Genomic DNA, 5,339 nt, shown 5'->3' on the forward strand with positions numbered 1-5,339 from the left:
ATTCCTGGGCGCCTGATCCCGACCCTCCTTAGGCTTTCCGTCACAGCCCCCTAGAGGAACCAGGAGGCACTGACGGAAAGCCTGGGGGAGATGGTGGGGTTCGTGGGGCATGCTGCGGCTGCCGGGCGTGACCGGGGTCTGGAAGAACAGGGGGCGCCGGGCGACTGCGTTGGCGTTCGGGCGGCGAGTCATCCACAGTTCCCGAATTCGTACCACCAGATGGTGCGGATCAGCCTCATCCTTGAACGCATGAGGAACACAGCGACAGCGGAGAAGTCGGATCCGTTCATTCTGGCAGCAGCACAGGTTATTCGGGGGAACGGCCAGAGCTGGCTCGGACGCGCCTATCGCAAGGGCGAGCTGGTCAAGATTGCGCCGCGCTACTACGTGCGGACCGCTGACTGGGTCAGAGCCGGGTATGACGGCCGGTGGTGGATGACGCTGGTGGCCGCTTTGCTCGCCAATCCTGACCGCGTGTTCTGCGGCGAGACCGCCCTGCGCTTGGCAGGGTTCTGGACCGCCACTCCTGACGAAGTCACCTTCCTGACCAGCGATCACAGCCACGCCGGGAGCCTTCCGTTCGTGTGGACGGTCTACGGGAATTGGCCGCACCAGCAGAGGGCCCGCACGCTCCCGCCAGCCCGACCCAAGCGCCATGTGCACCCGGAACACGGGGAGCCTGGACAACGGGGGAGCGCAGCCTTCCTCATGGCGCGCGACAGTGCGTTCGAGATGCTGGTCGGCCGAGACGGTCGACGAGCCATGGCGGTCGCCGATGGTCTGTGCATGGCCGGTGGGGCCGAATGGGATACGTGGAAAGAGGTCCTGCTGGCACAGGTGGGGGAGCATCGAGTCGGAACTCGTCGCAAGAGAGCCGCCGGCATACTGGATTTGGCTACGAACCAGAGCGAGGCCGTGTCCGAATCGTTCAGCAAGTTCGTGATCGCGGACCTAGGTTTCCCGCGTCCGGTGCAGCAGAAGGAGTTCTGGATCGGCAGAGCTCATTACTTCACGGACTTCTTCTTCGAGAAGGAGAACACCGGAGGGGAGTCGGATGGGCTCATCAAGATGTTCGGCGATGATGTTGCAGACGACGCTGAACGTATCCGCCGGTACAAGGCACGTCTGAACCGCGATCGGGATCTACGCACGGTGTGCGATGACGTACTGCACTGGGGGTGGGAGGAAATCATGAACCCGCAGCGCCTACGCGCAATCCTGCTGGCCGCCGGCTTCAAGCCATCGCTTGCGAACCGTCCATGGTGACCGCATAACAAACGTGAAGTCGCGTCATCTGGGCTAACCTTATGCGTCGTCCGCATGGAGGCCACCCGGTCGTTGTTCACCCGCATCGCGCTCAGGGCCGCCTGACCGCTCCCCCTCGTCCTCGCCCGACTGCTTCCCCTCGTCCTTGCACGATCACCCAACCCAGGCTTTCCGTCAGCACCTCTTAGAGAAAGTAGGAGGCGGTGACGGAAAGCCTGGGGAAGGTTTCGGTGGGGTGGTCGGATGTGGGAGTCGGTGATGGGATCCCTCGGCCATGACGGAAAGCCTGGGGAGGAGCGGAGATGGCCGCGGACTCCGTCAGCGGTGACGGAAGGCCTGGACTGTGATGGGATGTCGGAAGGGTGATGGGGCTTTGAGGAAGACCGCTGGTCCCATCCCAGACATTCCGTCATCACCGCCTAGAGAATCCAGGAGGCAGTGACGGAAAACCTGGGGAGGGAAGGGGATGGTTCAGAGAGCCGCACGCTGCAGCACCGCCACGCCGTGGCCTTCCAAGACCAACGAGGCGGGCTCGTCACCGCGGACGCCGTAGAGCACCGTCCCCGGCTGGTCCGGCACGTCCACGCGCCGATCGGTGCGGTTGAGCAGGAACACGAAGTTGTGCACGCCATCGGTGCGGAGCACGCGTTCCACCTGGCCTGCGACACCAAGGGGCATCTCACGTTCCACTCCTGCCTCGGTGAGCAGCACCGGGAGCACGGCGTTGACGCCGTCGATCCCCAGCCGGGTGGACACGTAGGTAGCGGAACCGGGGCGTGAACCGGTGACGACCGCGGCCGTCCTGCGGGTGATCGCCGGCCCGCCACTGAACGGCCCGGAGGCGTAGGAGACCAGGGTCTCCACGCCGGAGTCGGTGATGGTGACCGGCTCACTCCAGAGGGTTCCGGACGAGCCGTTGGACAACGCCACCGATGCTCCCTCGGGTAGCGGAGAGAACTCCTCGACGCGAATCCCCAACAACTCACGCAACGCGCCTGGGTATCGGCCCAGGTAGATGTGATCGTTCTGGTCCGCGATGCCGGAGAAGTTCGTGGAGATCAGGTGGCCGCCGTCGGAGACATACTCGCTCAACTGCGCCTTGATGGCCTCGTCGACGATGTAGAGACCTGGCGTGATGACGGCCCGATAGCCGGAGAGCGGGGTCCCCGCCGGCACCACGTCGGCCGCGATCCCGGCCTCGAGCAGGGCGGAGTACCAATCAAGGGCCTCCTGCCGGTACCGGAACGAGGCAGAGGGATGGGAATCCAACTCGGAGGCCCACCAGGAGTGGTAATCGAACACCAGCGCGACCTGCGCCCGCTTTTTCAAGGAACCGGTGACAGGGGAGAGCGCCTGAAGCACCGCGCCGAGTTCACACACCCCACGGAAGAGCGTGGAGTCCGCCCCGGCGTGCGGAACCATGCCGGAGTGGTACTTCTCGGCGCCGGCAGCCGAGGCCCGCCACTGGAAGAAGGCGACGGAGTCCGCGCCGTGGGAGACGTGGCTCAGCGCGTCATGAATCATGACCGCCGTGGACTTGGTGAGGTTGATGTCCTGCCAGTTCACCGCGGAGGTCGCGTGCTCCATGAGGTACCACGGCCGGTGCCCTGCGATGCCGGAGGTGAGGGAGGCGGAGAAGGACAATTCGTCGTCGGGCCGCTCACAGGCCTGGCGGTAGTGGTCGTTGGCGACGAAGTCGATCTCAGGGGCCCACGAGGCGTAGTCCACGCCGTCCGTCTCTCCCATGACCATGAAGTTCGTGGTGACGGGCACGTCGGGGGAGACGGTATCCAGCACGGCTACCTCGGCCTTGAGATAGTCCTTCAGTGCGTCCGAGGAGAAACGCCGGAAATCAAGCTGCTGCGTGGGGTTCGGGTAGGACGGCGCGATCCGCGGCGGTAGCACCTGCTCCCACTCGGTGTAGCGCTGCGACCAGAAACTGGTGCCCCAGGCCCGATTCAGCTCCGAGACCGTCCCGTACCGCTCCTGGAGCCACTCTCGGAACCCGGCCGCGGCCTCGTCGGAGTAGTCCAACGCGTTGTGGCAACCCAGTTCGTTGGAGACGTGCCACGACGCCAGTGCCGGGTGGTCCTTGTATCGCCGCGCCATCTTCTCCACGAGTGCCAGCGCGTACTCGCGGAACACGGCCGACGTGGCTCGCCACTGCTGCCTGGCACCGGGCCAGAGCGTTTCGCCGCGCTCGTTGACCGGGAGGATCTCCGGGTGCAGCGTGGTCAACCACGGCGGCGGAGAGGCGGTGGCCGTCGCCAGGTCGACGCTGATCCCGCCGGCGTGGAGCATGTCCATGACCTTGTCCAGCCACTCGAAATCCCACTGATCCGGACCGGGCTGGATCCGAGCCCAGGAGAACACCGCGGGCGTGACGATATTGACCCCTGCCTGCTGCATGAGCTCGATGTCCTCGGCCCACACCTCCTCAGGCCATTGGTCCGGGTTGTAATCGGCGCCGTAACCGATGGCACGGCGCAGGTTCTCGTCTCGCCGCAGCCAACGGTGCGGGCGGGGGCTGGTCATGGATACCTCTCACATGGATTGGGTGGGCGCCGCGTGCGGCGCTGGGAAATGCACCAAGGTGCCCGACGGCGGGTGCTCGGCACCCGCCGTCGGGCACCTTGGAAATGGGGTCACTTGACGTTGAAGCCCTGGTCCTCGCCGTAGCTGATGGACTTCTCCTGCCAGGCCTTGAGCCCGTCCTCGATGGTGGATTTGCCGGAGTAGGCCTGTCCCACGGTGTCGTTGAAGACGGAGTTCGCGTAGACCTGGAAGGGGAGGTACTTCCAGCCGGTGCGCACGTTCTTGGCGGACTCGGCCAGGACCTCGTTGATCTTCTGGCCGCCGAAGTACTCGGATTCCTTGCCGAGGAACGCGTCATCCTCGAGCGTGGCGGTGGTGGCGGGGAAGGCTCCCTGGTCCACGCGGATGTCCACGCCCTGGTCCACCGTGGCGAACTTCGTGAAGGCGTAGGCCAGTTCCTTCTTGTCACTGGCATCGGTCACGGCCAGAGAGCTGCCGCCGTTCTCGGAGGAGGCGTTGTCGCCCTCCTCCCACTGCGGCAGCGGGGCCACACGCCAGTCTCCCTTTGCAGCTGCCACACCGGATTCGAGGTTGGCAGGCATCCAGGCGCCGATGGCCAGCGTCGCAATGGATCCGTCGCCCAGGCCCTTGTACCACTCGTCCGACCAGGAGGAGACCGGGGCCACGAGGTCGTCGTCCAGCAGCTTCTGCCAGGTCTTGGCGTAGGTCTCGGTGCCCTTGTCCCCGGTCAGGTCCACGCTCACGTCGGTGCCGTCCACGTCGTAGGGCTGCCCGCCTGCCTGCCAGATGAGGGAGGTGGCCATGCCCGCGTCACCGGTGTCGTTGGTGATGTAGGCCTTGGGATCGGCCTTGTGCAGCTTCTCGCCTGCCTCGACGTATTCGTCCCAGGTGGTGGGGACCTCGATGTTGTGCTTGTCGAAGATCGTCTTGTTGTAGAACAGGGCCATGGGACCGGAATCCATGGGGAGGGCGTTGATCTTGTTGCCCTCCTTCACGGAGCTCCACGGACCGGGGGTGAACGTCCCGTCCAGGTCTGCGGCACCGTACGAGGTCAGGTCAGCGACCGACTTGGAAAGCGAGAACTGGGGCAGTGCGTAGTACTCCAGCTGGGCCACGTCGGGGACACCCTTGCCGGCTTTGACGGCGTTCTGCAGCGCGGTGTACTCGTCATTGTTGGTGCCGGCGTTGACCAGCTTCACCTTGACGTTGGGGTACTTCTTCTCGAAGGCCGGGACAACGTCCTTCAGTGTGGGCTCCCAAGCCCACACAGTGATCTCGCCGCCCTTCTCAAGAGCGGAGTCCACGGCGCCCTTGTCCACCTTGGCCGGAGCGTCGTCATCGGACGAGCCGCCGCCACAGGCCGAGAGAGCCAGTGCAGCCGAGGCCAGGACGGCGGCGCCTACGGCCAGGCGACCGCGTTTGGTGTTCCGGAACATGTTCGTCTCCTTCGACGGTGGGTGCTTGTGACCCTTGAGTGAAATCAGGGGATGGAAGTGTGAGGGAGTCATTCCTTGACG

General features: G+C 65.0%; 3 protein-coding genes. 1 reads left to right on the forward strand and 2 read right to left on the reverse strand.

The window, feature by feature from the left end; all coding sequences use genetic code 11:
• Positions 1–249: 249 nt before the first annotated feature.
• Entirely contained in the window at positions 250–1,266 is a 1,017-nt protein-coding gene (locus Q0A15_RS09000) for a hypothetical protein (protein ID WP_291279192.1), read from the forward strand.
• Between the two features lie 471 nt (positions 1,267–1,737).
• Here Q0A15_RS09000 and Q0A15_RS09005 read toward each other — a convergent pair whose 3' ends face one another.
• Both Q0A15_RS09005 and Q0A15_RS09010 read right to left on the reverse strand, forming a co-directional pair.
• The gene (locus tag Q0A15_RS09005; protein ID WP_291279193.1) at positions 1,738–3,801 is read right to left on the reverse strand and encodes a beta-galactosidase; all 2,064 of its coding nucleotides are present in this window, start codon (positions 3,799–3,801) and stop codon (positions 1,738–1,740) included.
• 110 nt (positions 3,802–3,911) lie between these two features.
• Positions 3,912–5,258 (reverse strand): ABC transporter substrate-binding protein, encoded by a 1,347-nt coding sequence (locus Q0A15_RS09010; RefSeq protein WP_291279194.1) that lies wholly within the window; start codon positions 5,256–5,258, stop codon positions 3,912–3,914.
• Between the last annotated feature and the right edge of the window lie 81 nt (positions 5,259–5,339).

Source organism: Galactobacter sp., assembly GCF_022712295.1.
Lineage (GTDB): Bacteria > Actinomycetota > Actinomycetes > Actinomycetales > Micrococcaceae > Galactobacter.

Bases quoted from the DNA above. Each gene is read 5' to 3' on its own strand.
- Q0A15_RS09000 (WP_291279192.1), top strand. From the start codon at position 250: ATGAGGAACACAGCGACAGCGGAGAAGTCGGATCCGTTCATTCTGGCA.
- Q0A15_RS09005 (WP_291279193.1), bottom strand. From the start codon at position 3,801: ATGACCAGCCCCCGCCCGCACCGTTGGCTGCGGCGAGACGAGAACCTG.
- Q0A15_RS09010 (WP_291279194.1), bottom strand. From the start codon at position 5,258: ATGTTCCGGAACACCAAACGCGGTCGCCTGGCCGTAGGCGCCGCCGTC.